Source organism: Sphingomonas japonica, from assembly GCF_006346325.1.
GTDB classification, from domain to species: Bacteria; Pseudomonadota; Alphaproteobacteria; order Sphingomonadales; family Sphingomonadaceae; genus Sphingomonas; species Sphingomonas japonica.
The window spans coordinates 1,232,340-1,256,683 of record NZ_VDYR01000001.1; the positions used below are offsets into that span (position 1 = coordinate 1,232,340).

Consider the following 24,344-nt stretch of genomic DNA (forward strand, 5'->3'; position numbering starts at 1 on the left):
ATCACCTTGGCGCTCATCGCCCCGCCGCCCTCAGCACTTCCGCTTGAAACGCTGCCCTTGCTGCCGACAGCGCCTGATCGGTCGCCTTGGGCCACGCCCCGACCATCGCGATGACGACCCGCGCCTTGGGATCGACCAGGATCGACTGGCCGAAGATGCCCTGCGCGCCGTAGCGGCCTTCGGGATAGGTCCACCATTGATAGCCGTAGCCATAGCCTGCGCGCGCAAAATCGGCGTGCGGGCGGGTCGCCTCCGCGATCCAGTTTGCGGGGACGGTGCCCGGCGCGCCCTCCAGCGCGAACTGGCCCATGCGGGCATAATCGCGCAAGCTGACCGACAGGCAACAGCCGCTGACTTCCTTGCCAGACGGATCGGTCATCCAGAAGGCGTCGGTCTCCATACCCGCCGGCTTCCAGACTTTTTCGCTGAGATAGGTGGCGAGCGGCTTGCCCGTCGCGCGGCCGACGAGGACGCCGATCAGGTTGGTCTCGCCGGTCTTGTAGACCCATTTTTCGCCCGGCGGCGTGTCACGCGGCAGGGTGCGCATGTACGCGACGGTCGGGTCCATGCCGGCGGGCACCGGCACCGAATACATGCGCGCGACGTCGGAATTGGCGTCGGTGTAATCCTCGTTCCATTTGACGCCCGACGTCATCGTCAGCAGTTGCGCGACGGTGACGCCGTCATAGCCGCTGCCCGTCAGTTCGGGCAGGTAGCGTGTCACCGGATCATCGACCGACGCGATCGCGCCGTCCCTGATCGCCGCGCCAACCAGCGTCGAGGTGAACGACTTGGCGACCGAGAAGCTGGTCCAGCGCTCGCCCGGCTTGAAGCCCAGGCCGTAGCGTTCGAGGCGGACCTTGCCGTCCTGCAGCACGATCAGCCCGGCCACCTTTTGCGCGGCCATGAAGGCATCGACCTTGGCCGCGTCGATCGGCAGCGGCGTGCCGGCGGGCAGCGGGCGAACGCGGGTGCCGGCCTTGACGATATGGCCGGGAAATACCTTTTCCATCGCGCGGAAATTCGCCTCGCGCTTTTCCTGCGGCCAGAACAGGATGTCGGCGCCGATCTGCTGCAGCCGGGCGGAGTTGGCGGGATCGAGCACGACATCGGGAGACACGACCGCGGCCGAGCTGTCGGCAGGCGGCGTCGCCTGCTGCGCACAGGCACACAGCGCCAGCGCACTCGCCGCGAGAATCGACCGTAGCCGCATCGTCATTCCCCCTTGATCATCGTCACCTGCGCGACATCGATGCCGCCGCCCAGGAAACCGCCTTCGCAATACACCAGATAATAACGCCACAAGTCCCGGAAGTCGCGGCCGAGGTCGCCGGGAAGACGACCTTCGGTTTCGGCCCGGTCGAAAGCCGCGCGCCACCGCCTGCAGGTTTCGGCGTAATCTGAACCGAAGCCGTCGCGGTCCTTCCAACTCAATCCATGCTGCGCAGCAATCGCTGCGAAACGCCTTTCGGAAAGCAGCATTCCGCCTGGGAAAACATAGGTCTGGATAAAATCGACATTGGCCGCATAAGCCTCGAAGATGGCGTCGTCGATCGCGATATATTGCAGCGCTGCGCGGCCGCCGGGTCGCAGCACGCGCGCGATCGTCGCGAGATATTCGGGCCAATATTCCTGGCCGACCGCCTCGACCATCTCGATGCTGGCGACCGCGTCATAGGAGCCGGTGACGCTGCGATAGTCGGCAACCTCGACCGTCACGCCGTCCAGTCCCGCCGCCGCCATCCGCGCCTCGACATGCCGCGCCTGTTCGAGCGACAGCGTCAGGCAATGGACCCGGCGTCCGGCGCGTGCGGCGAGTTCGGCGAACGATCCCCACCCGCAACCGATTTCGAGGATCGTATCGCCCGGGCGGGTCCCGGTGCGGTCGAGGATCGCCTGCAGCTTGCGCGCCTGCGCGGCCTCGAGCGATTCGTCCGGGGTGGCGAACCGCGCCGACGAATAGGTCATGCCGGGATCGAGCCAGGCGCGGTAGAAGTCGTTGCCGAGGTCGTAATGATATTCGATGTTCTGCCGCGCCCCTGCGAGATCGTTGCGCCGGGCATGGTGGCCGCGGCGCAGCAGCCGCCGGGTCCAGCCGTGCGCGCGCCCTGCCCCGCCCAGCGTTTCGCGGTTGCGCACGAACAGCGTGAACAGCGCGACGAGGTCGGACGCGACCCATTCGCCCGCAACCCAGCTTTCGTACCAGCCCGCCGACCCGCGCGTCGCCAGCCGCCACAGCGCGCGCCAGTCGCGCAGCTCGACGATGGTGAACGGCCCCGGCCCTCGCCCGCCCAGCGAGCGCGCGGAGCCGTCGGGCAGGATCGCCTCGATGCTGCCGTGCGCCAGCCCGCGGTCGATGCGATCGAGCAAGCGGTGGAACAGCGGCGTCGCCAGCGGCAGCGCGATGCCGGCGGCCAGCGCCTGGCGCGCCCGTCCCGCGTCGCGTCCCCGGTTAAGTATGGTCCCCATGATGCGCGCCTACATGCACGGCAAGCGGCGGCGAGCAAGCGCTTAAGGCGATTATCGGGCCTTGCGCGCCGCCTGCAGTGCCCGCTCGCGTGCCTCGCGGTGGCCGATGATCTTCTTGGGATAGCAGTCCGGCCGCTCGCCGGCATCCTCCGGATCGTGGATCGCGTCGCCCTTCACGCCGGCAAGTTCGGGCACCCATTGCCGGATATAGTCGCCGGCATCGAATTTGGGCGACTGCACCAGCGGCGCCATGATGCGCACGAACATGTTCGAATCGATGCCGGTGCCCGATACCCATTGCCAGTTGGTGGCGTTCGATCCGTAGTCGGCATCGACCAGACAGTCCCAGAACCAGCGCTCGCCCTCACGCCAGTCGATCAGCAGATGCTTGATGAGGAAGCTGGCCGCGATCATGCGGACGCGATTGTGCATCCAGCCGGTCGTCCACAGCTGGCGCATCCCGGCATCGACGATCGGATAGCCGGTGCGGCCCTGATGCCACGCCTTCAGATCCGCGCTCGCCGCCTTGCCGCCGCGCCAGGGCAGCGCGTCGAACTTGTCGCGGGCATTCTTGGCGGCATAGTCGGGAAACTGCAGGATGACGTTCTGCGCATAGTCGCGCCAGCCGAGCTCGCCGAGGAACACATCGACCGATCCGCCCGCATCCATCGTGCGATGCCAGACATAGCCGGGCGACACCTCGCCGAAGTGCAAATGTGGCGACAGGCGCGAGCTGCCCTCGATCGACGGAAGGTTGCGCGTCGCGTCATAATCGTCCGCGCGATCAAGGAAGCGAGCGACCCGCGCACGCGCGCCTTCCTCGCCGGGGGTCCATTCGTCGCCGAAGGCAGATGCCCAGTCGGGCCTGGTCGGCAGCAGGTCCCAGTCGGACAGGCGATCGGACTTGGGCCAGTGCGCCGGCGCCGGGATGTCGCGCGGGCGTTGGGCGGGATCGGCGGGCGGCATGGTCTGCTTGAGCGCGCGCCAGAACGGCGTGTAGATCTTGTAGGGATCGCCGCTGCCGCTGGTGATCGACCCCGGCGGGGCGAGGTAATTGCCGTCATGGCAGACGAGGTCGAGCGCCTTGGCCACGGCACTCTCGGCATTGCGCCACCAGGGTTCATAGTGGCGGAGCGCGTGGACGCGGCCCGCGCCGGTGTCCTCGCCGAGCTTTGCCAGCACCTCGGCCGACTTGCCGCGGCGCAGGATCAGCCGTGACCCCTTGTCGCGCAGGCTGGCGTCGAGCGCGGCGAGGCTGTGGTGGAGCCACCAGCGCGATGCGCCGCCCATCGCGCGATGCTTCGGAGTCTCGTCGTCGAGGACATAGACCGGGATCACCGGCCCGTCGCCGCACGCCGCAAGCAACGCCGCCTGGTCGGACAGGCGCAGGTCGCGGCGGAACCAGACAAGGACGGGATCAGTCATGCAGGCTCCGGAATGGCGGCGGCGTAGGCAGCGCCAAGGGTGAGGATCGACGCGACGTGGCGATGCGCGACCTCTAGCGCATCGCTACCATATCCGCCGCCGAGCGCGCTCGCCAGCGGGATCGCGCGCCGCGCGAAGGTTTGCGCGATCCACCGGTCGCGCCGCACCAGCCCGTCGCGGGTCAGCGCCAGCCGCCCCAGCCGGTCGCCTTCGAACGGATCGACGCCGGCCTGGTAGAGGATCAGATCGGGCGTGAAATCGTCGACCAGCGGCAGCAGCGTTTCGGCGAGCGTGGTCAGATAGGCATCGTCGCCCACGCCGTCGGGCAACGCTACGTCGCGTGTCGAGCGCGCCTTGCGCACTGGAAAATTCTTGTCGGCATGGATCGAATAGGTGGCGATGTCGGTGCGGCCGGCAGTCAGCGCGGCGGTGCCGTCGCCCTGATGCACGTCGCAATCGACGATCAGCACGCGCGCGGCGCGCCCCTCCCGGGTCAGCCGGACCGCGGCGATGGCGAGATCGTTGAACACGCAAAAGCCCGCGCCCGTATCGGCCAGCGCATGGTGGCTGCCGCCGGCGGTGTTCGCGGCGAACCCGCGTTCCAGCGCGATGCATGCGGCGAGATAGGTGCCGCCGGGCACCACCTGCGCGCGCAGCGCGACTTGCGGGGTGACCGCAAAGCCAATGCGCCGCTGCTTGATCGCGGGCACCTGCGCGGCAATCACTTCCTCGACATAGTCCGGATCGTGAACCGCCTCGAGCCACACGCGGGGCATCGGAGCGGGAACCTGCCAGTCGAGCGCGGCATCGCCATGCGCGAGCAGGTCGCGGACCAGCCCGTTCTTGTTCCATTGATAGCCGCTGCGCGATGGCGCGGGTGCGACATAGTCGGGATGGTGGACAACCGCGATCACGATTCCCTAGGTAGGCGCGCGCCACCGCCAAGCAAACCGGCGCCGAGCAGACAGGGCAGCCGATGACCGATCCGATCGACAGGACCAACCTTCCTTATCGCCCGTGCGCCGGGGCGATGCTGCTCAACCGGCACGGCCAGGTATTCGTCGGGCAACGGCTCGATTCGGTGCTCGAGGCATGGCAGATGCCGCAAGGTGGTATCGATCCCGGAGAGGCGCCGCTGGCGGCGGCGATCCGCGAGATCGGCGAGGAGACCGGCATCGCCCCGCGGTACGTCGAGCTGATCGCCCAAGCCCCCGACGAGCTGGAATATGACCTGCCCGACGATCTGATCGGCAAGGTATGGAAAGGCAAATGGCGCGGCCAGCGCCAGCGCTGGTTCCTGTTCGCCTTCACCGGCGAGGACAGCGACATCGATATCGCCACCCCCGAACCCGAATTCCGCGCCTGGCGCTGGGTCGAACCGGCCGAGCTTCCCGACCTGATCGTTCCGTTCAAGCGCGCGCTGTACCAGACGCTGCTGGAGGTTTTCGAACAACCGCTACGCACGCGGGGCCGTTTATCCGATCATCCGATTCCGTAGCGGCGATATTGTCTTATCATTGCCCGAATCTCCGGGTAGGAGCCCGCGTCGTGCCAGTATTGCTTACCCCCCTCGCGCTCGCCGCGGTGATCGCAGCTCCCGCCCAGGCGCAGGATCCGGTCCCGTTGTCCCCAGAATTGCAGGCGATGCTCGACGCGGCGATGGCGTCCGGCAACGAGGGCGAGGTCAACACCATCGTCAAATACGCCAAGCAGTTGCGGCTGGTCAGTGCCGAACAGCTGGCCAAGATCGCCGACGACTGGAAAGCCGCACGCGCCGAGGCAGCGACGCGGCGGCTGCGCGAGGCGGAGTTCTTCGAACTGGTCAAGGGTCGCGCGCAGATCGGCGGCTTTGCCACCACCGGCAACTCGCAGAATATCGGTGTCACCGGCACGCTCGACCTGACCCGCGAAGGGCTGGCCTGGCGGCACAAGCTGCGGCTGCAGGCGGACTATCAGGAAAGTTTCAACGTCACCACGCGCGAGCATTACCTCGCTGCGTACGAACCCAACTACAAAGTCAACGACCGGCTCTACGTCTATGGCGCCGCGCAGTACGAGAGCGACCGCTTCTTCGGCTACAACCACCGCATCTCGAACTCGGTCGGTGCCGGCTATACCGCGGTGCGATCGGGCGACCTGACGCTCAACCTCGAGCTTGGCCCGGCATTTCGCTACACCGACTTCACCGACGACAGCGTCGAGCGCAATTTCGCGGCGCGCGGGTCGGTCGATCTCGACTGGCGCTTGTCGTCGGCGGTCAGCATCAACCACGATACATCCGCCTATCTGCAAAGCGCCAATTCCACCGTAGCGAGCACGTCGGCGCTCAACGCCAAGCTGTTCGGGCCGTTCTCGGCGCAGCTGTCCTATGCGATCCAGTTCGAAAGCATGCCGCCGGTCGGGCGCCAGACGCTCGACACCACCACCCGCGCGGCGCTGGTCGTCGATTTCTGACGCGCAGGGCGGCGGCCGACACGGTTTCATCGGCGCGGCGGACGCGCTAGTCAGGGGCCGATGACGCTTTCCGCCTCCGAAACCACACTTGTCGAAACCGCTCGCGCCGCGCCGATGCTGGCCCAGGTCGAGGCGTGGGTCGCGGTCAATTCGGGGACCGGCAACCTGGCTGGCGTCGGTGCGATGGCGCAGCTGCTCGCCGATGCGTTCGCGGTGCTGCCGGGGGAGCTCGCGCTGCGCGATCCGGATCCGGTCGAGCGCGTCGATCCTGGCGGCACGCTGCGCGCGATAGAGCATGGGCGTCACCTGCACCTGGCGGTGCGCCCGCAGGCGCCGGTGCAGATGCTGTTCACCGGGCACATGGACACCGTCTATCCCGCCGATCACCCGTTCCAGACGGCGCGCTGGATGGACGACGGCAGCCTCAACGCGCCGGGCGGCGCCGACATGAAGGGTGGCCTCTCGCTGATGCTCGCCGCGCTGAAGGCCGTCGAGGCAAGCCCGCTCGCCGCGCGGTTCGGCTATGAGGTTGTCATCAATTCGGACGAGGAGACCGGGTCGCTGTCCTCGGCGGCGCTGCTGGCGAAGGCGGCACGCGGCAAGGTCGCGGCGCTCACCTACGAACCCGCTCTGCCCGACGGTACGCTGGCGGGCGCGCGCGGCGGCACCGGCAATTTCGCGGTGACGGTCCGCGGCCGCAGCGCGCATGCCGGGCGCAATCCCGAGGACGGGCGCAACGCAATCGTCGCCGCCGCCGACCTTGCCCTACGGCTCGATGCAGCGCGGCGTCCCGGCCTGTCGGTCAACCCGGCGCGGATCGACGGCGGCGGACCGAACAACGTCGTGCCCGACCTGGCCGTGCTGCGCGTCAACTTCCGTCCAGGCGATTCCGCCGCCATCGCTGAGGCGCAGGCCGCGCTGGACGCCGCGATCGCCGCAGTCGCCGCGCAGCACGATGTCCACATCGCCGCGCATGGCAGCTTCAATCGCCCGCCCAAGCCGATCGACCCGGGCGCGCAGCGGCTGTTCGCGGTGGTCGAGGCGGCGGGAGCTGACCTCGACATCCCGGTGGCATGGCGCGCGACCGGCGGGGTGTGCGACGGCAACAACATCGCCGCCAGCGGCGTTCCGGTCGTCGACACGATGGGCGCGCGCGGCGGGGCGATCCACTCGGCAGACGAATTCCTCATCCCCGACAGCCTGCCCGAACGCGCCGCGCTGTCCGCGCTGACCATCGCGCGCATCATCGAAAAGGGACATCCATGAGTTTCGTGCTTCGCGCCGCGCGCGACGAGGATCTGCAGCACCTTTATGAGATGGCGAAGCTGACCGGGGGCGGCTTCACCAACCTGCCGCCCGATCGGAAATCGCTGGCAGCCAAGCTGGCGCGCAGCCATGACGCATTTGCGCGCAGCGGCGACAGCGTCATCGACGAACTGTTCCTGCTCGTGCTCGAAAATGTCGAGACCGGCGACGTGCGCGGCACTTGCCAGATCTTCACCAAGGTCGGCGAGCGCTGGCCGTTCTACAGCTATCGTCTCGGCACGCTGACCAAGCATAGCGAGGAACTGGGCCGTACCTTCCGCGCCGAGACGCTGAGCGTGGTCAACGACCTCGAAGGGTGTAGCGAAGTCGGCGGCCTGTTCCTGCATCCGGGCGAACGTGCTGGCGGGCTTGGGATGCTGCTTGCCCGGTCGCGCTACCTGTTCATTCGCGCGCATCGGGCGCGGTTCGCCGACCGCATCCTCGCCGAGTTGCGCGGCGTGATCGACGAGGCGGGCGGGTCGCCGTTCTGGGACGGGGTCGCCGGACGCTTCTTCGGGATGAGCTTCCAGGAGGCCGACGAATTCAACGCGATCCATGGCAACCAGTTCATCGCCGACCTGATGCCGCGCCACCCCATCTATACCGCGATGCTGCCCGAAAGCGCGCGTGCCGCGATCGGGCTGCCGCATCCCAGCGGGCGCGCGGCGATGCGGATGCTCGAGAATGAGGGATTCGCGTTCGAGAATTATGTCGACATCTTCGACGGCGGCCCGACCATGACCGCGCGCGTCGATCAGGTGAAGACGGTGCGCGAGGCCAGCGACGCCGCGGTCGAGGCGATCGGCGATGCGGCCGAGGATGCGATCGTCGCGACCGGAACGCTCGCCAGCTTCCGCGCGGCAAGCGGACGCGTTGCCCGCGGCGAGGATGGCGTCGTGCTCGATCCTGACACCGCCCGCGTGCTGGGCGTCGGCATCGGCGACACCGTCACGCAGGTCGCGCGCTGAGATGCTGCGCGAGATCAATTTCGACGGCCTGATCGGGCCGAGCCACAATTATGCCGGGCTGAGCCCCGGCAATCTGGCAGCGACGCGCAGCCGCGGCGCCACCTCGTCCCCGCGTGCCGCCGCGCTGGAGGGGATCGCCAAGATGCGCGCCAATCTCGCGCTCGGACTGGTACAGGGCATCCTGCTGCCGCCGCCGCGCCCCGACCATCGCTGGCTCGCCGCGCTCGGCACCGAGTACCCCGCGGCCGAACCGCATCTCCAGGCGCAGGCGCTGTCGGCGTCGTCGATGTGGGCCGCCAATGCCGCGACGGTCTCCCCCGCGCCCGACACCGCCGACGGCAAATGCCATCTGACCGTCGCCAATCTGGTGACGATGCCGCATCGCAGCCACGAATGGCCCGACATGCTGGCGCAGCTGCGGCGGGCATTCGCGCACCGCGACTTCGTCGTTCACGCCCCGGTGCCGGCGCCGTTCGGCGACGAGGGCGCGGCGAACCATATGCGGCTGTGCGCCGCGCACGACGCGCCGGGCGTCGAGATTTTCGTCTACGGCGTTGCCGGCGGCCCCTTCCCCGCGCGCCAGCATGTCGAGGCGAGCAAGGCGGTGGCGCGGGTGCACGGCCTCGATCCCGCCCGCACCGTGTTCGCCGAACAGTCCGAAGCGGCGATTGCGGCCGGAGCCTTCCACAACGACGTCGTTGCGGTCGCCAACGAACGCGTGCTGTTCGCGCACGAGCTGGCCTTTGCCGACAAGGCGGCATTGTTCGGCGCCCTCGCCAGGATCATGCCGGAAGTCCAGATAGTCGAGGTTCCCGCCGACCGCATCAGCCTGGCCGAGGCGATCGCCTCCTATCTGTTCAACGCACAGCTGGTCACGCTGCCGCAGGGAGGCCAGGCGCTGATCCTGCCGAGCGAGGCGCGCGACAACCGCGCCGTGTGGTCGTGGCTCGAGGAGATGGTCGCGGGCAACGGCCCGATCCGGCAGCTCGAGGTGGTCGATGTCCGCCAGTCGATGGCCAATGGCGGAGGGCCGGCATGCCTGCGGCTGCGCGTCGTCGCCGATCCGGATACGATCGATCCGCAATTCCTGGTCGACGACGCCCGGCTCGACCGGATCGCGGCGGTCGTCGAGGCGCATTGGCCCGAGGCGATCGCGCACGATGCGATCGGTGACGGCGCGCTGATCGGCCGCATCGAGGCGGCGCATGCGGCGCTGCTCGAGGCGCTCGATCTTGTCGGGTTATTTGACAGTTAACCCTGTTCGGTCATGCGTAATTTAGGCAATTGCGCGGCTGGCCCGGTCCTTGCGTTGCGCTCGCCATGTGGTCGAAACTCAAAAGCCTGTTCACGATCAAGACCAAGTTCGAGGCGTTCCTGATCATCTATGCGCTGGGGCTGGGATCGGCCGAGCGCGGCGTCCATTACCTGCAACAATATCCCGGCATCGGCGGCTGGCTGTTGTTCGCGGCCTGCCCGGTGGCGGTGTTCATGGCCGCGGTGCGCATCCTCGACTCGGTCGAACGCTCGCAAGCGGACTGACACCGGTACCGGTGGTGCGGGCGGTGGGAATCGAACCCACACTCCTTTCGGAACCGGATTTGAGTGGGGCGAGACTTCCGTAAGTACTCGATATTGCACGGTTTTTTTCAATAGAGCCAAAAACTGTGTAAGGTTTTGTGCAAGTTTTTGACTACGTAAACCCGCCGCACGAAAAGTCTGGCGCGTCTACACAGAGGGATACTAGCCCCGGTTTATGGGGGCAAGCACGAAGGAAGGTACGGCTAAGGTCGAAAGTCGGTGCACAGGCCCCGACCAGCCCGCTCGTAGCATTGCAAAAGCTGACGACGATTGCCGCTTGCCCCGCGCGTGCCCCCCCGCCCTTCCCCAACTCGACGATCGCCTTGGCGCGTTGGCGCGGTTAGAGCCAATTCGAGACCGATTGGGTTTGCCTGCGGTCGCGCCGGCGCGCCAAACGTGTACCCGAAGCGTGCCGACCCCCTTTGGGGTCCGCGGGAGGTCGTCAGTGGTGGATGGAGCAACCGCCGAACGTGTTCACACGCAGTTGAAGGCAGCGATCATGGCTGGCGCGGTCAGCATGCACGCCAGGCTCGATATAGCCGAACTCGCCGGGCAATTCGCGGTCGGCACAACCCCGGTACGCGAGGCAGCGATGCGGCTTTGGGGCGAGCAGCTGCTTGAGGTTCATCCCAAGGGCGGGTTGCGCGCGGTCTTGGCTACCGAGGCCCGGTTGCGCGGGCTGCTCGACCTCAATGAACGGCTGGCCACCGCGGCGATCGCCAGCGCGGTCGCGACGGTAGACCGCGCGCCGAGCGCCGCGACTTCTGTCGAAGCCCGGGCGCGTGCGATCTTCCGTACGATCGCCGCGCGCACCGGCAATCCGGCATTGGTCACGTTCATCGAGGGACTGAGTGACCGATTGGCCGTCTTTCGAACGCGAGAACTCGAAATTATGGAAGACGCGGACGGCGACCTCAATCTGCTTGAAGCCGCTCTGCACGATGCGACGCAGATGCGGCGGGCGCTGCGCCGCTATCATCGCCGCCGCCTCGCAAACGCGCCGGAGTTTGTCTGGGCAGCCACCGCCAATTCCATTGCGGGCGGTGTCTGACTGACTGCTGGTGATCGCGACGCCGCCAGATCGGCAGCGTATCGGCTGGGTGATCTCGCACGGAAGCGCAAGACTCAGCCGGTCGCGATCCCCGCGACACTAGGAGAGCAACAATGCGCAATGAACATGAAAACGAGCTGATCGATCTGGGCGACGCCGTCGCCGAAACCAAGGGCACCGCGATCCTCGGCCAGGTCGATCCGCTCAGCGGATACCGGTCGGGTGCCGGGTTCTCGAACGAGGATTGAGCAACCCGGGGCGCGGAGCTTCGGCTCCGCGCCTTCCTTCCGCCGATGCCCCGCAAGGATCCAAGCACATGGTCCTGCTCAGACATTATTTCGGCCCAGATCTGCATCGTATCTGCTTTCTGATCCGCAGTTCCGTCCCGATCATTGCAAGGCCGCGAACGGCGCGGCGCATCAATGGAGGCGAACAATGCAGACCATCGACACTCACGAGTTCACCGATCTCGGCGATGCAGTCATTGAAACTAGGGGCTCGGCCATGGCGGGCGTGGTCGATCCCCTGGGCGGTTTTCGGCAAACCGCGGGTTTCGCGGCTGAGGACTGAAGGGCAGCGGCGCGGGCGCAAACCCCGCGCCGCTAAACCAGCCATGGACGCTGACCACCCTCCCCTTCGCACCGGCTGCATCGTCGGCGACCGGCTGATCGTGCTCGACCGCCGCACCTCACGCTATTTCGCGGTGCCGCACGATAGCAGCACGGTGACGCGCATCCCCGCCGCCCGATCACCAAGCCGAGCTGCTGAGCTGGGTGGACGAACGGCCACCCCGCCGCGACAACGCCCGGATCACCTGGGTCGTGCGCGCCCAGACCGCCGCGGCTGCGACCGGCACGGCCGCCAAACCGGCGACGCTCTTCCAGCTCTGGCGCGAGGAACGACGCGCGGCCCGCCGCCTGCGCACCGGGATCGGGGCCGGGCTCGACCTGCTCGCATCGGTGGCCCGCGGGGAAGAGCGCCCAAGGGCGCAGCAGGCGCTGGTCACGGCCAGCTGGCGGGCGCGGCGACTGTGGTCGGCGGAGGACCGGTGCCTGCCGCGGTCGATCGCGCTCGCCCGAGTATTGCGGGCAGAGGGAAGCGGCGCCAAGCTCGTCCTGGGAGTGACGGGGCAACCGTTCGCGACGCATGCCTGGGTGCAGGACGGCGACGTCGTACTCAATGACACCCGCGATCACGTCCGGCTCTTCATGCCCCTCCTGATCGCATGACGCCGCGCTATCTGATCCTTGCGCGCGGCGACCATGCGCAACGCCGCGCCATCGCCGAGCGCGTGACCGGTTCGACCGGCCTGGCCATAGTCGCGGAGTTGCCGACCGCGCTCGTCGTCGCCGATCGGGCCACGAATTACGGGTTGCCCCTCAAGCCCCTCGTGCTCGGCGACATGTTCGCGCGCCAGACGGGCGAACGCATCGACGAGCGCGAACGCGGAGGGTGCCTGACATCGCCCGACACAATGCTGCGCACGGCATGGGGCCGCTATTTTGCCATGTTCTCGCGGTTGGCCACGACCGCTGTGGAAAGAACCTTACTTAGTGCTGGCATGAAGGGACGCTACACCTTGCAGATCGCGTCGAGGATGCACATCTCCAAATGCGTGAGCGTCAGCATTCCTGGCGAGGTATAGGACTTCGCCAATGTCCGCTACTGGGCGGACCTGCCCGACCGCTCTGCAGCCGCAAGAGACCCAAAATCGGTTGGCGGTTCATTACCGCGTCATCGTCAATCCAGCAGTGGGTCTAAATGAAATCGACCGTTGCCCTGCTCGCCGCTACTCTGCTCAGCGGCTGCGTCACGACGCAGGAGCGACCCGCGGTCGAAGGTCCGGTAGGAATCGGCCAGACCGCCTATGTTGACGGCCCACGCGTCCACCCCTTGCGGGTAGTCGAAGACAGCCGCTGTCCGATGAACGCGCGCTGCGTCTGGGCCGGACGGGTCGTCGTGCGAGCGGCGGTGGTCACGGGACTTAAAACGCGAACGATGGACCTGATGCTTGGCGAGCCGATGCGGGTGGCCGACGGTATGCTGACGTTGGTCTCGGTCACGCCAGATCGCATGGCAGGCACACAGCCAACGAAGCGCGAGGACTATCACTTCGTGTTCGAATTCTCCGGCGGGCTGTAGCTGCGAGCGCGAGCGGCCGCCACTAGGCGATTTATTTCTTGTTTTGGAGCTACGCGTCAGTTTGTCGATCCTCGTCAGCGCTTCGCCGCGCTCGCGGTGAAAGGTGTGGCGGCCGATTTTCGCCTTGCCGAAGCTCTCGCCGGGCTGAAGCTCCACGGGGAGCGTGCCCAAGTCAGCGTCGCGGAGCGGATCGTCGTGCGTCTCGAGTAAGACGACGATGTGAGAGTGCCCCGGCCCAGAGGATACCGCTAGCAACGCTGGCCCTGGAGCGGAGGCAGGCCCGAGTGTCACGTTGCCACCGCGGTGAAGTCCTCGTGCGCCCAGCGTCGCGTAATGGAGCGGCCCGACGGGGTCGCACGGTGATCGAACGCGGATTGCCGATTTCCGCTAAGACCCAGACTCGGACGTTCAGGGCGGCGTGAGGGGTTCGCCGAAAGCGGTCATCCATTCAAGTGTTTTAGACAGCTGGAGCTTTGCCGCTTGATGGTTGGAACATCTTAACGCGTACGTTGCTAGAGCGGACATCGATCCAGTGAGCGCCGGAGTGACTGGATTTTGCAGGGAGCCGATGGCCAGCTTATGAGCCTACGCCTAGTTTGCGAGGATGCGCGCCCATCGCGTCAGGCGCGGATCCTCGCCACTTACCGCCTTAGTTCAGGCGCTCGTGCTCCAAACTATTGGATCGAATGGCCAGTGTGCCGCCTTCCAATTTGGCAAACTGATCACCGCACCGAATCTCGTTCTCAGCTGCCATACATTCAGGGAAAGTCTCGTAGATACCCAATTCTTTCCAATTGCCGTACTTACAATAAAGCGCCGCCTCATTGCACACTTGGAAGGCATTCGCGCCCGCTGGAATAATTGGCATAATCACCGCCAGAGATCCTCCAAATGCAGCCAAAACAGCTTTCGCAAATACTGTATTACGCATAAGTATTCCTTCCGAGAAAGAGTGACTATATCACCGAACACCCGAATGGATTAGTCTATTTGCTGTTAACTACTGTCCAGTTCGCTATGTTCGATACGACATAGGCTAATTTTCACATGCACGCTGTCAAGTGCTTATTATCGCACGACAAGAACGCTTGGACGAAGCGTCTAACGCCGTAGTGGAAGCTATCTGCCCGTGAGGAGATTGGAGCGTAGCCGCTGCGCCGCTCGATCGATAGGACCCGGCAGCCGATTCTCGGAAACAACCCCGGCCCCTCCTGCAGGGTCTCTGCTCAAGCGCCTTCATCTACGAAGCCGAAAGCGAGCAAGCACAGTTTGGGGCATCTTGAGTGCGCCGCACCACTAGCGAAAATCTGCTCTGGATGCGCAATCACAGATGTCCGCTAGCTGGGCGTTTCCGGTCATTCGCATTTGTGGGTTCACGACCTATCCGACCTTCCTCGATTGTACGTCATCAAAGTTGCATCATGGAATTCTCATCAGAATATCATGGCCCGGCGTCGAACGGCCAGCAGGATGTCACTCCCCAACTTCTCGAGGAGAGTGCCTCATGAACACGACACGCAATTATCTGATGGCTGGGTACATCGTCCTTCTGGGAATTCTCACTGCCATAGGCTGGCTTCAGATCGGTCAGACCGACGATGCTCCTGGCGCGGGGATGATCGGCTTATTCGCATTCCTCTCGTCGCTCATCGTTGCCTATCGAATTGCCTGAGTGAAACCATAAGCGCGATAATCAAGCTGCGGTCGCTGGAGCGCCTTTTCGCCCGCTGGGCAACCGCTGAGGCGTTTCTTACGAGTCCATCCGGCCTAACGCCCGCCACTTTCTAGCGCCTCATACCAATCGGCGTAGGGTCCCGTTCGGGCCAGATGGCGATTGAGGTCAGGCGCACCATCGTTCCACCAAACGGGCCCCCGTTCCCCCAACCCGCGCTTCGCAATATCGACGGCAGCATGCGCCGCCGTTTTCGCGGCGGCGTTGCCGGCTTTGCGAGCCTTGGCCACAGCACTGCGAGCAGCCATCAATTCCTTGACCAGCCGATCCCGCTCCTCAGGCGCTAGCGCGGGATTGGAGAGACGCCATAACGCTCGCGCACGACCCGCCTGCCCGAGATCGACGTATCGACTACCGCTGCCAGACACTCGCGCGTCACGTCATCGACGACGTTCAGCACCCGGAACCGGCGACCCGTGGCGAGTTGATCGTGGACGAAGTTCAGGCTCCAGCGCTGGTTAGGGAGTGCCAGCACCGGCGCAGGTGCCCGCGCGCCAACGGCGCGCCTTCGTCCCTTCCTGCGACGCACCGTCAAGCCTTCCTCGCGGTAGAGCCGCTGGGACTTCTTGCGGTTGATCGTGATGCCGTCCCGACGGAGCAAAATGTGCAGCCGCCGATAGCCGAACCGCCGGCGCTGCTGCGCTAGCTCGCATAGCCGCGACCGCAGGTCGCCATCATCTACCCGGCACGAGCGATACCGCATAATCGTGCGATCCGCCCCGACGACCATGCACGCCCGCCGCTCGCTCATCCCCAACGTCGCCTGAAGATGTACGACCGCTTGCCGCTTCGCGGCGGGCGCTACCATTTTTTTTGACAGCAGATCCTTCAGACCCGCATTGTCGAGCATCGTATCAGCGAGCAGCCGCTTGAGCCGCGCGTTCTCCTCCTCGAGCGCCCGCAGCCGCTTCGCGTCGGACACCTCCAGCCCGCCGAACTTGGCGTTCCACACGTAATACGTCGCGCTCGACATTCCGTGCCTGCGGCAAAGCTCCGTAACAACCGCGCCCGCCTCGGCCTCCTTCAGGATGCCAATGATCTACTCTTCCGAAAACTGCTTCCGCTTCATCTGTCCGTCCCTTCTCTGGGCCGGACTCTAGCTCCAACTGGAGGAAAGAACGGGGGTCACGTCACGACATTCAGACCACGTTCTGAGATTCTTAATTGCGACCGCTTGTTCATGTTGCAATAGGGCTAAGTTAAATGTGCTGAGTGCATGCAATGACGCGGGAGCTGGTTGGGATCTCCGACCGACGGAATAGTAGATGCGTAAGCGAAGGCGAGCGAAGCTCCAGGTGATTTAGGCGACGGCCGAGCAGCGCTCTTCTGGTAAGAAGAACGCAGGCAGGTGCCTCAAGCCGGGACGAGCTAGCAGATAGCCTTGGATGTAGCGGACGCCCATCGCGCGCAGCACGCCATATTCGGCAATAGTCTCGATGCCCTCGGCGATAATGGCGATGCCAAGAGACTGCGCTATGCGTACGACCCCCTCTACGATCATCCTGCGGGGGAGGCTTGTCTCGATCCCGCGGACGAGATCCATATCGAGCTTGATATAGTCGGTCTGGAACTTGGCCAACAGACCGAGCCCGGCATGTCCCGCCGAAGTCGTCGATGGCGGTGCCAAACCCCATCTTCCGATACGTCTCGACGATGTTTTTCACGTGATCGGTGTCGGTGATTTCCTCGTTCTCGGTGAACTCGAAGATTAAGCGGTCGGTGGGGAACCCAGTCGCACGCGCCGTCTTCAGCGTCAGTTGGATGCAGGCCGTTGGCGAATAGACGGCATTTGGGAGAAAGTTGATCGAGAGCTTGGCACCCGTATCCAAGATTCCAGCGGCCACCGCACCCTCGATTGCTGCCACCCGACATCTCTGGTCGAAAGCATATCGGTTTTCGGGTGTGACACTGGCGAGAACCTCGGCCGCGCCTTGCCCGGCGCTTCCCCGGACCAGCGCCTCGAACGCAAAGACGCGGCGTGATGCGACGTCTACGATGGGCTGGAAAGCCATTGCGATGTCGAAATCGCGGTTGCCCAACTTACAGCCTTGGCACCCGCCCTGCATGTCCGTCTTCCTCTTCGGCCAGGAAACCTATCCGACGAATGCTAAGAGGCTGTTAAGCCAGATAGGGGATGTGAAAGCCGCTCGCGACGCTTCTTTGATCTTTTTTCCCGTAGCGCTCGGGGTCAATCATGCTCTCTTTCCAGCGTCCTGCGGACAACAACGGTTCCCTTCAGGTCGCCGCCGTGAATCTTAGGTGTTTGATCCCACAGTGTGGTGGTACGATTTGACCATCACGCATGGCGGGAGGAGCTATGGGCCAAGTGCTACACGGCAGCGCCACGACGACTGAGGCAGTCCGTCGAGCGATACAGCGGAGTGAAGAGAGCGTAAGGGCGCTCGCCTGGCGCCATGGCATCAGTCCGACGACTGTGCAGAAGTGGCGCAAGCGGTTACATACTGCCGATGCCGCAATGGGGCCGAACGCCATTCATTCCACCGTCCTCACCACCGAGGAGGAGGCGGCCTGTTGCGCATCGCGGACAGATGCTGGCGGGTTACGCCGAGCGCGTCGGCAACCGCGCTCACGGACCATCCCCAGGCAACGAGGTCGAGCGCAACAGCAGTTTTTTGGGCCTGCGGCCCGGGACACGGCCACCCGGAGCAGTTCGTTCTCCATGGCCTTGTTGCCGAGCATCGACGCCTACAATCATGGGCGTCGTCTCAAGAAGCTGCGCGGCCTCACTCCCTACGAATATATCGCACGCATCTCGACAGAATATCCAAGCCGATTCAAGATAGACCCGTAAGGCCACATCCCGAGACCGAACACCTAGCGTCAGATTGAACCACCACGGTCGGTTCTATCCTTCAGTTGCTGATTACCGGATAGCACCTAGCGGCGTCACTCGCTGACTATTACAGTTGGGTCACGACGGCTATCCGGACTCATCCCATCCCTGAAAGTCGCGTGCAGTTCCGACCCGCCGATTTTGCGGCATATAACATCGTGTCCGCGCTTTCGAGCCAAGCCGCGAAGCCGGGGTGGTCGTTCCCAAGCGCAGCAACGCCGAGGCTGGCGGTAACGTTCAATATATTGCCGCCGGACAGTTGAATTGGATGGCGCGCGATCGCTGTGCGCAGCCTTTCGGCGACCATTAGAGCTTCGTTTCCGTCGGTCTCTGGCAGCAGCATGGCAAACTCCTCGCCGCCCAGCCGCCCGAACATGTCGCTCGGCCTCAGCATCGACTTTGCGATTTCTGTGAGCTCCATCAGAACTTGGTCGCCTGCCGCGTGGCCGTGCGTGTCATTTACGGACTTGAAATGATCGAGGTCGATTAAGACCAGGGTTGTAGGCCGGCCATAGCGAAGCGAACGCGCTATTTCGCGCTCCGCTTGTTCGACAAAGCCACGACGGGTAAGGGCACCTGTCAAATGATCTACTTGAGCGATCATGCGAAGTTCGAGTTCGTCGCAGACGATATTCGCAAAATTCTTCAATATCGCGATATCGGTCGGGCTAAACACACGACGGCCGCTGTCCATCGCGCACAAGGCTCCAATGTTGTATCCCTCCGGTGTCCGCAGCGGAACCCCGGCATAGCTGCGGATATGTGGTGGGCCGATCACTAACGGGCTCATCGCGAACCGCGGATCACGCCGGGCGTCCTCGATTATCAACGGCTCGCGTCGCTGAATGGTATGGGTGCAGAAAGACACCGAACGTGGGGTTTCGTTCTGGTCGATTCCGCGCTTGGCCTTGAACCATTGGCGATTACGGTCGACCAGCGTCACCGTCGCCACCGGCACGGCAAGCACAGTTCGAACTAAGGTCACGATCTTTTCGAAAGGCTCCTCGATGGTGGTATCGAGCACATCCAGGCGGTGAAGCGCCGCGACGCGTGCGTCGTCATCGTGAAGACGAGAATCAAGCATCACTCGAACCCTTCATAAATGCTCGAATTGCTACCGAAAGCTCCGAGGCATAGCTGTCCACCAAGGTGCGAACGCTGGCTTCGACCATGTCATCCCGGATCCCTGCTGCCTTCATATTGGCTATCAGCGCCGCTAAGTTTGCCTGATGCCGGTTGACGCTGTCGAGCAACTCCGCCGGGATCTCCAATGGTTCAGCTGCGCTCGGTCTGGGAAGAAGTTCATCGATCCGCATCGGCTATCCTCTCGCTACCCGCGTTACGATTGGGCTACGCCGAGAGGGTTAAGATTGCGGAAGCGGCGTTACAGCAACGCTGCCGGGCTGATCGGCTAGGCGGAGCCGCAGATTCCGGGCCGCCTGACCTCGATCATCCGAAGCGGCTCTGGCCGCTGACATCTGCATTGCGGTAGGTGTTTCGACAGGAACCGCGCGATCACGGCCCATCGACGTAAGTTGCCGCGAGCCCTTCGCTGCTGAGCCAGTGTCCAAATGCACGACGCTCGCGACATAGCGGCGGCGCTATGGCCATATCTGCCGGCCCGGAGATGGTCGTCGTAGCTTTCGATCAGAGTCGCGAACGAGTTGCTCGGATCTTCGGTGCGGAAGTGTAGTGAAAGGGGTTTGGCCATTTATCCATCCCCTGCGGACGAGAGACCGACGTTGCGGACTTCGTATCGGACGCGCTGTTCGACGGCCGGCGGCTCCGCGCGCTGACGGTGGTCGATGCGTTCACTCGTGAGGCGCTGGCGATCGACGTCGATTAGGGCATCAAAGGCGAGCAGGTGGTCGCGACGATGACGCGGATCGCGCCGTCGCGCGGGGCACTCAGGACCATCCGAGTGGACAATGGCCCCGAGTTCATCTCGAAAGCGCTCGATCGCTGGGCAAACGAGAATGGCGTCACGCTTGACTTCAGCCGGCGGGCAAGCCGACGGATAACGCGTTCGTGGAATCGTTCAACGGCCCCTGCGCGACGAATGGCCTGAACGCGCTCTGGTTCCTGTCGCTGGAGGACGCCCGAGCCAAGATCGCCGCTGAATGAACGCTGGATACTCACCCTCGAACCGGATGAGAAACCGGGGGACCTTCACATCAAAACGTGTGACTCCCTTGCTCGCGAATGCCTGATAGCTTGCCTATCCTGCCCGTCTTACCAGCCGATGTATTTGGCCTGACACTGCCCGCGTGGTACATGCGCGACGCTATTTTGACAGCGCGGCGTTTACCGACAAGGGTACGACGAGACTTTGATGACGACCACCTCCGGCCCCAAGACAAGCGATCCTCTGTTCGAGGTTGCGGGCACCGCCCGGATGGCGACCGTCTTTGTAAAAGCCATCGAAGGCCGCTTTCTGATTGCCGCTGCAAACGACGCATTCCTGGCCCTGTCCGGTTATGATCGACTAAAACTCGAAGACACATCGCTGACCAAATTCCTCGGCAGACTGACTGATGCGACGACAGCAGCGTCCGTGCGCCGGGCCGTGGAGGCGCAAAAGAGTGGCGCGTGGGAAACCCAGTGTCGCCGATCCGACGGCTCCGAGTTTCTTGCCGCCATATTCCTCACCCCGGTACCCGAGGAAGAAAACAAGATATACCGCTATTTCCTGTCACTGATCGACATCGGGGCGCCAGTCGCGAGGCTGCTCGATCAGCGCAACGAACTCCATGCGCTGTATGAAAACGCGCCTGGTTTCATTGCGACGTCAACGGGGCCGAACCACCAGTTCACCTTCGCCAACGCCGCCTACAAGAGGTTCGTACGCCGAGACGATCTGGTGGGACGAACAGTGGCCGAAGCGATCCCGGAGATCGTCACGCAGGGCTTTGTGGACCTTCTCGATACGGTGTTCAGGACAGGGGAACCGTTCGAAGGTCGCAATATAGAGATGGCGATCACAGACGCAAAAACTGGCAAGTCGCAAACTCGTTATTGTGACTTTGTCTACCAGGCGGTCCGAGATGCCGGCGGGAAAATTGTGGGGCTGTTTTGCGAAGGGTACGACGTCACCGCGCAACGCGAGTCCGCTGAAGCCTTGGCTGAGCTCCAATCCGAACTGATCCACCTGTCGCGCGTCAATGCCATGGGCGCCATGGCCACGACCCTGGCCCATGAGCTCAATCAACCGTTGAGCGCGATCACCAACTATGCGGTTGGCGCGCAGCGTCTTCTAAACGCCCCCGATAGCGATCCGGCGCGTCTCTCCAACGTTCTCCGCTCCATAGAGGAGGCCTCGCACCGTGCCGGCGAGATTATCCGCAACCTGCGGGAACTTACCCGCAGGCGCGAGCCCGCACGTATCGACTTCGATCTGAAGGTCGCGGCCTCGGAGTGCCTGCGGCTGGTTCGCGCAACGGCGTCGCCGGGGATAGCCTTTGTCGATGCGGTGCCCGACGCAATGATGCTGGCTGCGGACCGGATCCAGATCCAGCAAGTCATCATCAATCTGTTGCGAAACGCCTGCGATGCCGTGCGAGATAGCGATCGCCAGGAAATCGTCCTGGGGGCATTGAGCGACGGTACGAGTGACGTTCTTTACGTCTGCGATACCGGCCCTGGGCTCGAGCTCGAGGCGGCCCGCAATATCTTCTCCTGGTCCGATACCGCCAAGGAGGGCGGAATGGGACTTGGCCTCTCGATATGTCGGACAATCATTGAGGGTCATCGCGGGCGCATCTGGCTAGAGCAAAGCGGTCCGCAAGGGTCTGAATTCCGCTTTTCACTACCCCGCGCCTGACGTCGCGGGCGCGGGTGCCGGGGCCCTATCGCAGATCGGGGGGCGCAGGGCCCCGGCTGGTCGCGGCAACACGGCCTATCGCGACACGCCCGCTGCGAATTGTTTAGTCGGTTGACCCTTTCATACGACTTGACCAAGGCACCGCAATTCTACGGTATGCCGAAGGCACAATGCGCAAGCATCAGCTCGCAGCAAATTCGCAGAGCAGGTCTGTCAACCATTCAGCGGCACGCCGCCGATCGACCGTAGATGGGTTGCCGAGAAGCCGGGTCACGTGACGGGAAACGAACTGCGAAGGCCCAAAATACGCCATGCTCCACTCGGTAAAGCGGCGGTTCGGAATGATCTGGCGCTCCACGACACGCAAATCGTCGTGACGTGCATCCCGACGCAGCGCCACCATGAGGCGTTCGATAGCATTGGCGTCGCCTTCGATGACCTGAGCAAAATGCGTTCCGGTAAATAGCAGGGCGCCGGTCAGGCCAACGCGCGAATTGCGACGACGCGCGGTGTCGACAACGCTGCTGATTACTCGTTGTGACTGATCGCTCGAGACGGTGCTCCGGCTGATGTAGAGAAGTGACTCGATCACCGGGTCTCTCGCGCCCAGATTGCTTGTGCACCCTACCTTCGCTTCAGAGCTCATGCAGCCTCCCGCACCGCGAAGCGCGTGATCAGCGCTGGTACGCTGGCCGGGCCTTGCGCAGCGCTGTAAAGAAATCCCTGGCCAACATCGCACCCGTGAGACTTGACGAACTCGGCCTGCGCGCTGGTTTCGATGCCTTCCGCCACAGTTTCGATGCCAAGACTGCTGCCCAGACCGATCAAGGCGCGGACGATCGCTGCGTCGCCAGCATTCTTGCCGATGCCGGCAACAAAGGATCGATCAATTTTGAGGACATCGACGGGGAACTGCTTCAAATGCGTAAGCGACGCATATCCAGTCCCGAAATCGTCGAGCGCAATGCGCATGCCACGTGTGCTGAGCAGGGTGAGCGCGCGCGCCACATGATGCGCGCCGCGACCGAGAAAGACGCCTTCCGTCACCTCGAGCTCGATCACGCCCGGATGGAGCCGGCGCGCCTCAATTGCGGAAAGAAGCCGCTCTGCGAAATCGTCCCCCATGAAGTCCGCCGCACAGGTGTTGATGGCAACGTGCCCAAAGCGCAGACCGCGATCCTGCCAACAACGGATGTCGTCCAGCACGCATGCCATCATCTGGCGACTAATCTCGAGAGCGATAGGTCGATCAGCAAACGCCTGTGCAAACATTCTGGGCAAGATCGGCGTTTTTCCGACGCGGTCGCATCGAACGAGCGCCTCGAACCCGACCAGCCCCCCTGTCGTCAGGTCAATCTTCGGCTGATAGTGCGCGACGAAGCGACGCTCGTCTATCGCTTTGCGCGCAATGGTCAGCATCCGGGCATTCCGTTCGAAATCTGCAGCCAAGCCAGCGCTGAACGTTTCGGCTCGGCCGCGCGTCCGCTTTGCCTCCGCCAGCGCAAGGTCGCTGCACTTGGTCAACCGGTCTGCAGTGAGCGCATGATCGGGATAGATTGCTACGCCGATGCTGGCGTTGCAGGCGACCAGCCGGTCCTTGTATAACAGCGGCTCGTGCAGGCGCTCGGTCATCGAGCGAACAACGGACGCAACCTGCTCTTCTCTGCGAATACCGGACAGAAGGATTCCGAACTCGTCGCCCCCCAGGCGCGCGACGGTATCGCTCTTGCGCAGGACAGACTGCAAGCGGTTGGCGAACCCGCGGAGGAGCGCGTCCCCTGCGTCGTGGCCAAGCGTGTCGTTGATCTGCTTGAAGTGATCGACATCGACCAGCATCATTGCCACCCGCGTATTGTTGCGCTCGGCCTCCCGCATTGCCGCCCGCAAACGCTTTTGGAAGACCCCGCGGTGAGGCAAGCCGGTCAGAACGTCGTGTTCGGCTGCATGTTTCCACTCCTTGGATAATATGGCCTTGGCAGCCGCCTGCGCTTCGCGTTCGATATGTGATCGCCGAAGTTCGAGAAGGGATTGCACCTGAGACGCCAGGACCCGCAACGTCATCGCCTCGATCTCTGTCAAGCCGCGTGGCCTTGGCACCGGGTCAAACACGCAAAGCGACGCCATCGGCGTCCCGTCGCTCGCGAGGATGGGCATGCCTGCATAGAACCGTACCCAGGGATCGCCGACAACCAGCGGATTGGCAGCAAATCGGATATCTCGGGTGGCGTCGTTTACGACAAGAATATCCGCACTGCCGATAGCGTATGCGCAAAACGATGCCTCGATTGGCGTCTCGCTTGCTTCGATGCCGCAGCGCGACTTGAACCACTGACGGTCGTCGTCGATAAAGCTGATCGCAGCGGACTGGGTTGCGCAAATGCGCCCCGCAAGCATTGCGATATTATCGAAGTCGGCCTCGGCGCTGCTGTCGAGAATATGGTACCGCGCGATGGCTGCGCGCCTACGCGTGCGCGACCGTGATTTCATGGCACTGGGTGAAGATCGCGAGCTGCGCGCCGGTGGCTTGCCATCATCCAAGGTCATCA

The 24,344-nt window shown here is 64.0% G+C and carries 23 protein-coding genes and 4 pseudogenes; 16 read left to right on the forward strand and 11 right to left on the reverse strand.

Annotation, left to right across the window (positions count from 1 at the left end):
- Positions 1 to 13: 13 nt before the first annotated feature.
- Genes FHY50_RS06195 through FHY50_RS06210 form a run of 4 tightly spaced genes read right to left on the reverse strand, consistent with a single transcriptional unit; the run spans position 14 to position 4,808 of the window.
- A complete protein-coding gene (locus FHY50_RS06195; RefSeq protein WP_337250267.1) occupies positions 14 to 1,213 on the reverse strand; it encodes a serine hydrolase domain-containing protein in 1,200 nt (399 codons plus the stop codon).
- A 2-nt stretch (positions 1,214 to 1,215) separates the two neighbouring features.
- A complete protein-coding gene (locus tag FHY50_RS06200) occupies positions 1,216 to 2,469 on the reverse strand; it encodes an SAM-dependent methyltransferase (protein WP_140047638.1) in 1,254 nt (417 codons plus the stop codon).
- 51 nt (positions 2,470 to 2,520) lie between these two features.
- Positions 2,521 to 3,894, reverse strand: a complete 1,374-nt coding sequence (locus FHY50_RS06205) for a cryptochrome/photolyase family protein (protein WP_140047639.1) — start codon at positions 3,892 to 3,894, stop codon at positions 2,521 to 2,523.
- Positions 3,891 to 4,808 carry a histone deacetylase family protein gene (locus FHY50_RS06210; protein ID WP_140047640.1) on the reverse strand — a complete coding sequence of 306 codons (918 nt, stop codon included), beginning with the start codon at positions 4,806 to 4,808 and terminating at the stop codon, positions 3,891 to 3,893. Before FHY50_RS06210 ends, FHY50_RS06205 begins: the two co-directional genes overlap by 4 nt.
- 62 nt (positions 4,809 to 4,870) lie before the next feature.
- Between FHY50_RS06210 and FHY50_RS06215 the strand changes: the two genes are divergently transcribed.
- From FHY50_RS06215 to FHY50_RS06265, 12 genes are all read left to right on the forward strand, one after another.
- Entirely contained in the window at positions 4,871 to 5,392 is a 522-nt protein-coding gene (locus tag FHY50_RS06215; protein ID WP_140047641.1) for an RNA pyrophosphohydrolase, read from the forward strand.
- Positions 5,393 to 5,442: 50 nt separating this feature from the next.
- Positions 5,443 to 6,348: a DUF481 domain-containing protein gene (locus FHY50_RS06220; RefSeq protein ID WP_244935305.1), complete on the forward strand. Its 906-nt coding sequence runs from the start codon at positions 5,443 to 5,445 to the stop codon at positions 6,346 to 6,348.
- 60 nt (positions 6,349 to 6,408) lie between these two features.
- Positions 6,409 to 7,614 carry a hydrolase gene (locus tag FHY50_RS06225; protein WP_140047642.1) on the forward strand — a complete coding sequence of 402 codons (1,206 nt, stop codon included), beginning with the start codon at positions 6,409 to 6,411 and terminating at the stop codon, positions 7,612 to 7,614.
- Positions 7,611 to 8,621: an arginine N-succinyltransferase gene (locus tag FHY50_RS06230; protein ID WP_140047643.1), complete on the forward strand. Its 1,011-nt coding sequence runs from the start codon at positions 7,611 to 7,613 to the stop codon at positions 8,619 to 8,621. Before FHY50_RS06225 ends, FHY50_RS06230 begins: the two co-directional genes overlap by 4 nt.
- A gap of 1 nt (position 8,622) precedes the next feature.
- Positions 8,623 to 9,876 (forward strand): N-succinylarginine dihydrolase, encoded by a 1,254-nt coding sequence (locus FHY50_RS06235; RefSeq protein WP_140047644.1) that lies wholly within the window; start codon positions 8,623 to 8,625, stop codon positions 9,874 to 9,876.
- 65 nt (positions 9,877 to 9,941) lie between these two features.
- Positions 9,942 to 10,160 carry a hypothetical protein gene (locus FHY50_RS06240; RefSeq protein ID WP_140047645.1) on the forward strand — a complete coding sequence of 73 codons (219 nt, stop codon included), beginning with the start codon at positions 9,942 to 9,944 and terminating at the stop codon, positions 10,158 to 10,160.
- A gap of 214 nt (positions 10,161 to 10,374) precedes the next feature.
- Positions 10,375 to 11,250 carry a GntR family transcriptional regulator gene (locus FHY50_RS14455; RefSeq protein ID WP_140047646.1) on the forward strand — a complete coding sequence of 292 codons (876 nt, stop codon included), beginning with the start codon at positions 10,375 to 10,377 and terminating at the stop codon, positions 11,248 to 11,250.
- A 113-nt stretch (positions 11,251 to 11,363) separates the two neighbouring features.
- Entirely contained in the window at positions 11,364 to 11,498 is a 135-nt protein-coding gene (locus tag FHY50_RS06250; RefSeq protein ID WP_140047647.1) for a benenodin family lasso peptide, read from the forward strand.
- 187 nt (positions 11,499 to 11,685) lie between these two features.
- Complete coding sequence (locus FHY50_RS14460) at positions 11,686 to 11,820, forward strand: hypothetical protein (protein ID WP_279588146.1); 135 nt, start codon at positions 11,686 to 11,688, stop codon at positions 11,818 to 11,820.
- A gap of 203 nt (positions 11,821 to 12,023) precedes the next feature.
- A complete protein-coding gene (locus FHY50_RS06255; protein WP_166745523.1) occupies positions 12,024 to 12,479 on the forward strand; it encodes a lasso peptide biosynthesis B2 protein in 456 nt (151 codons plus the stop codon).
- The gene (locus FHY50_RS06260; RefSeq protein WP_140047649.1) at positions 12,476 to 12,895 is read left to right on the forward strand and encodes a hypothetical protein; all 420 of its coding nucleotides are present in this window, start codon (positions 12,476 to 12,478) and stop codon (positions 12,893 to 12,895) included. The genes FHY50_RS06255 and FHY50_RS06260 overlap by 4 nt, the downstream gene beginning before the upstream one ends.
- Positions 12,896 to 13,011: 116 nt before the next feature.
- The gene (locus FHY50_RS06265) at positions 13,012 to 13,392 is read left to right on the forward strand and encodes a hypothetical protein (protein ID WP_208402902.1); all 381 of its coding nucleotides are present in this window, start codon (positions 13,012 to 13,014) and stop codon (positions 13,390 to 13,392) included.
- 649 nt (positions 13,393 to 14,041) lie between these two features.
- Here FHY50_RS06265 and FHY50_RS06270 read toward each other — a convergent pair.
- Positions 14,042 to 14,323 (reverse strand): hypothetical protein, encoded by a 282-nt coding sequence (locus tag FHY50_RS06270; RefSeq protein WP_140047650.1) that lies wholly within the window; start codon positions 14,321 to 14,323, stop codon positions 14,042 to 14,044.
- Between the two features lie 573 nt (positions 14,324 to 14,896).
- Here FHY50_RS06270 and FHY50_RS14200 point away from each other — a divergent pair.
- On the forward strand, positions 14,897 to 15,064 hold the full coding sequence (locus FHY50_RS14200) for a hypothetical protein (protein ID WP_166745524.1): 168 nt from the start codon (positions 14,897 to 14,899) through the stop codon (positions 15,062 to 15,064).
- A gap of 373 nt (positions 15,065 to 15,437) precedes the next feature.
- On the opposite strand, the pseudogene FHY50_RS06280 reads toward FHY50_RS14200, so the two are convergent.
- Together FHY50_RS06280 and FHY50_RS06285 are read right to left on the reverse strand one after the other, a co-directional pair.
- Positions 15,438 to 16,163, reverse strand: a pseudogene (locus FHY50_RS06280) (transposase); the annotation flags it as partial.
- A gap of 261 nt (positions 16,164 to 16,424) precedes the next feature.
- Positions 16,425 to 17,190 (reverse strand): annotated as a pseudogene (locus tag FHY50_RS06285) (EAL domain-containing protein).
- A 251-nt stretch (positions 17,191 to 17,441) separates the two neighbouring features.
- Between FHY50_RS06285 and FHY50_RS06290 the strand changes: the two are divergent.
- Positions 17,442 to 17,669, forward strand: a pseudogene (locus tag FHY50_RS06290) (IS481 family transposase); the annotation flags it as partial.
- 406 nt (positions 17,670 to 18,075) lie between these two features.
- Here FHY50_RS06290 and FHY50_RS06300 read toward each other — a convergent pair.
- Together FHY50_RS06300 and FHY50_RS06305 are read right to left on the reverse strand one after the other, a co-directional pair.
- Positions 18,076 to 19,062 (reverse strand): GGDEF domain-containing protein, encoded by a 987-nt coding sequence (locus FHY50_RS06300; protein WP_140047652.1) that lies wholly within the window; start codon positions 19,060 to 19,062, stop codon positions 18,076 to 18,078.
- The gene (locus FHY50_RS06305; RefSeq protein WP_140047653.1) at positions 19,055 to 19,294 is read right to left on the reverse strand and encodes a hypothetical protein; all 240 of its coding nucleotides are present in this window, start codon (positions 19,292 to 19,294) and stop codon (positions 19,055 to 19,057) included. The genes FHY50_RS06300 and FHY50_RS06305 overlap by 8 nt, the downstream gene beginning before the upstream one ends.
- 431 nt (positions 19,295 to 19,725) lie before the next feature.
- Here FHY50_RS06305 and FHY50_RS06310 point away from each other — a divergent pair.
- Both FHY50_RS06310 and FHY50_RS06315 read left to right on the forward strand, forming a co-directional pair.
- Positions 19,726 to 20,090: pseudogene (locus tag FHY50_RS06310) on the forward strand (DDE-type integrase/transposase/recombinase); the annotation flags it as partial.
- 220 nt (positions 20,091 to 20,310) lie between these two features.
- On the forward strand, positions 20,311 to 21,798 hold the full coding sequence (locus FHY50_RS06315) for a PAS domain-containing sensor histidine kinase (protein WP_140047654.1): 1,488 nt from the start codon (positions 20,311 to 20,313) through the stop codon (positions 21,796 to 21,798).
- Positions 21,799 to 21,979: 181 nt separating this feature from the next.
- Here the strand turns inward: FHY50_RS06315 and FHY50_RS06320 are convergent, their stop codons facing one another.
- A complete protein-coding gene (locus tag FHY50_RS06320; protein ID WP_140047655.1) occupies positions 21,980 to 22,444 on the reverse strand; it encodes a BLUF domain-containing protein in 465 nt (154 codons plus the stop codon).
- Entirely contained in the window at positions 22,441 to 24,342 is a 1,902-nt protein-coding gene (locus tag FHY50_RS06325) for a putative bifunctional diguanylate cyclase/phosphodiesterase (protein ID WP_166745525.1), read from the reverse strand. The genes FHY50_RS06320 and FHY50_RS06325 overlap by 4 nt, the downstream gene beginning before the upstream one ends.
- Positions 24,343 to 24,344: the final 2 nt, after the last annotated feature.

Coding starts and splice junctions, on each gene's coding strand:
- FHY50_RS14460 (WP_279588146.1), top strand. CDS start 11,686: ATGCAGACCATCGACACTCACGAGTTCACCGATCTCGGCGATGCAGTC.
- FHY50_RS06205 (WP_140047639.1), bottom strand. CDS start 3,894: ATGACTGATCCCGTCCTTGTCTGGTTCCGCCGCGACCTGCGCCTGTCC.
- FHY50_RS06230 (WP_140047643.1), top strand. CDS start 7,611: ATGAGTTTCGTGCTTCGCGCCGCGCGCGACGAGGATCTGCAGCACCTT.
- FHY50_RS06270 (WP_140047650.1), bottom strand. CDS start 14,323: ATGCGTAATACAGTATTTGCGAAAGCTGTTTTGGCTGCATTTGGAGGA.
- FHY50_RS06305 (WP_140047653.1), bottom strand. CDS start 19,294: ATGCGGATCGATGAACTTCTTCCCAGACCGAGCGCAGCTGAACCATTG.
- FHY50_RS06320 (WP_140047655.1), bottom strand. CDS start 22,444: ATGAGCTCTGAAGCGAAGGTAGGGTGCACAAGCAATCTGGGCGCGAGA.
- FHY50_RS06200 (WP_140047638.1), bottom strand. CDS start 2,469: ATGGGGACCATACTTAACCGGGGACGCGACGCGGGACGGGCGCGCCAG.
- FHY50_RS06195 (WP_337250267.1), bottom strand. CDS start 1,213: ATGCGGCTACGGTCGATTCTCGCGGCGAGTGCGCTGGCGCTGTGTGCC.
- FHY50_RS06315 (WP_140047654.1), top strand. CDS start 20,311: ATGACGACCACCTCCGGCCCCAAGACAAGCGATCCTCTGTTCGAGGTT.
- FHY50_RS06215 (WP_140047641.1), top strand. CDS start 4,871: ATGACCGATCCGATCGACAGGACCAACCTTCCTTATCGCCCGTGCGCC.
- FHY50_RS06240 (WP_140047645.1), top strand. CDS start 9,942: ATGTGGTCGAAACTCAAAAGCCTGTTCACGATCAAGACCAAGTTCGAG.
- FHY50_RS06260 (WP_140047649.1), top strand. CDS start 12,476: ATGACGCCGCGCTATCTGATCCTTGCGCGCGGCGACCATGCGCAACGC.
- FHY50_RS06300 (WP_140047652.1), bottom strand. CDS start 19,062: ATGCTTGATTCTCGTCTTCACGATGACGACGCACGCGTCGCGGCGCTT.
- FHY50_RS14200 (WP_166745524.1), top strand. CDS start 14,897: ATGAACACGACACGCAATTATCTGATGGCTGGGTACATCGTCCTTCTG.
- FHY50_RS06325 (WP_166745525.1), bottom strand. CDS start 24,342: ATGACCTTGGATGATGGCAAGCCACCGGCGCGCAGCTCGCGATCTTCA.
- FHY50_RS06265 (WP_208402902.1), top strand. CDS start 13,012: ATGAAATCGACCGTTGCCCTGCTCGCCGCTACTCTGCTCAGCGGCTGC.
- FHY50_RS14455 (WP_140047646.1), top strand. CDS start 10,375: ATGGGGGCAAGCACGAAGGAAGGTACGGCTAAGGTCGAAAGTCGGTGC.
- FHY50_RS06250 (WP_140047647.1), top strand. CDS start 11,364: ATGCGCAATGAACATGAAAACGAGCTGATCGATCTGGGCGACGCCGTC.
- FHY50_RS06225 (WP_140047642.1), top strand. CDS start 6,409: ATGACGCTTTCCGCCTCCGAAACCACACTTGTCGAAACCGCTCGCGCC.
- FHY50_RS06235 (WP_140047644.1), top strand. CDS start 8,623: ATGCTGCGCGAGATCAATTTCGACGGCCTGATCGGGCCGAGCCACAAT.